General features: G+C 56.0%; 1 protein-coding gene. It reads left to right on the plus strand.

Annotated elements, in window-relative coordinates:
* Positions 1-839 (plus strand): IS110 family RNA-guided transposase (locus tag RW092_RS11235; protein WP_316010233.1); only part of this gene is annotated, 839 nt, incomplete at its 5' end.
* Positions 840-869: the final 30 nt, after the last annotated feature.

Below are 869 nucleotides of genomic sequence, written 5' to 3' on the forward strand. Positions count from 1 at the left end.
AAGTGAAAACAGATCGACGGGATGCCGAGCAACTCGCGCGTTTGTATCGTGCAGGAGAACTCACTCCCGTTTACGTGCCCGAGCGAGAAGATGAGGCTCTACGAGAATTGGTTCGCGCCCGTGAAGCTGCCAAGGAAGATGCCCACCGGGCTCGTCAGCGGATCTTGAAATTCCTGCTTCGTCACCAGATTGAACCACCCGCCACCATAAAGCGTCGCTGGACGAAGAAGTATCGCGTCTGGCTGGGGCAACTGGTATTCCCGTACGAGCCCATGCAGGTGGCCTTCGATGAGATGCTTCATGCTTTGGATGAGATCGAGCAGCGCATGGGACGCCTAGAAAAAGCACTCGTTGAGCAAGCTGCGACCGGTTCCAAGGCTTCTCTGATCCAAGTTCTTCAGTCCTTACGAGGGATTGGATTGCTCACAGCCATCACCCTTGCGGCTGAAATTGGAACCTTTGCGCGTTTTCGCTCCCCGGCCCAACTGATGGCGTACTTGGGACTGGTCCCTCGTGAGTATTCCACGGGCCTAAGTACTCGACGCGGCAGCATGACCAAAGCCGGAAATGGCCGCTTGCGACGGACTTTGGTGGAGTCCGCTTGGAGTTACCGTCACCGTCCTGCCGTAAAAGGGGATCTCGCCAAGCGATTAGATGGTATGCCCGCCGACGTACAGCTGTTGTCCTGGAAGGCGCAAGAAAGATTGCATTACAAATACCGTCATCTTGTGTTTGGAAAGAACAAGCACAAGAATGTGGCCGTCGGTGCGGTGGCCCGGGAATTGATTGGGTTCATATGGGCGGTTGCTCGAACCGTGGAGCAGCCAGCAGCCTCCTAACGCCTTTGGACGATGAAGGACGCAGCGACC

It is taken from the genome of Paenibacillus sp. 3LSP (assembly GCF_032465655.1).
In the GTDB taxonomy this organism is placed as follows: domain Bacteria; phylum Bacillota; class Bacilli; order Paenibacillales; family Paenibacillaceae; genus Fontibacillus; species Fontibacillus barengoltzii.